The sequence below is a fragment of the Kribbella sp. NPDC050281 genome (assembly GCF_040655855.1).
Lineage (GTDB): Bacteria > Actinomycetota > Actinomycetes > Propionibacteriales > Kribbellaceae > Kribbella.
This window is the reverse complement of record NZ_JBFAKS010000117.1, coordinates 1-1,011: the sequence shown is the minus strand read 5'-3', so window position 1 is coordinate 1,011 and position 1,011 is coordinate 1. Positions and strand designations below refer to the sequence as shown.

Here is a 1,011-nt window from a genome sequence, read left to right as displayed (position 1 = left end):
GCTGTTCCCTCGGCGGCGAGGGTCCGCCGGCTCGCGGTCAGCAGGCCGGACAGCACCGGCGGCACCGTCTGCCCGGCGTCCGCGGTCAGGTCCAGCTTGACCGGTACGAGGACCGGGGAACCCGAACTGAGGGCCGCGTCGAACAGGGCCAGACCGTACTCGTCGCTCATCGGCACGACGCCGTGGCGAACCAACCGGCGGCGGTCGGCGCTGTTGAGCCGCCCGGTGAGTTCGCTGTCCTGCGACCAGTGCCCCCAGGCGAGTGATTGTGCCGGTAGGCCCTGCGCACGCCGCCGACGAGCCAGCGCATCCAAATAGGCGTTCGCGGCCGCATAGTTCGCCTGCCCCGCCGAACCGAACACCCCCGACGCCGAAGAGAACAACACGAACGCACTCAGACCATCGGTCAGCTCGTGAAGGTACTCCGCCGCCACGGCCTTGGCCCTGAACACCGCCTCCAACTGAGCCTCGGTCAGATTCGCCACCGTCGCGTCATCCAACACCCCAGCCGCGTGGATCACCGCACTCGGCCGATGCTCCTCGAGCAACGCCCTCAACGCCTCCCGATCCGACACATCACACGCCACGATCCGCGCCTGCGGCACCTCATCACACAACCGGCCGGCACCCGGCGCATCCGGACCGCGACGCGACACCAGCAACAACTCCGACACGCCATACACGTCAACCAGATGCCGAGCCAACAACCCACCCAACGTCCCGGTACCACCCGTGATCAACACCGGGCCGCTACCGAAATCAACCTCACCACCACCCGGAGCAGCCCGCACCAGACGCGGCACCCGAACACGACCGTCGTCGTCCACTCGCAACTGCGGCTCGTCACACACCACCACCGCCGCCCGCGCCAGCGCCGGGTCGGCCGCATCGACCAGCACGAGACGGCCCGGATGCTCGGACTGCGCCGACGCCAACAAACCCCACACGGCGGCCGCGTCCGGGTCTGTCTGGCTGCCGGGGATCAGGACCAGCCAGCGCTGCTCGTCGGCG

Annotated in this window: 1 protein-coding gene; it reads right to left on the bottom strand. The window is 69.3% G+C overall.

Annotation, left to right across the window (positions count from 1 at the left end; translation table 11 throughout):
- Positions 1-1,011: beta-ketoacyl reductase (locus AB0I34_RS44205; RefSeq protein WP_360458769.1), on the bottom strand; the 1,011-nt coding region annotated here is incomplete at both ends.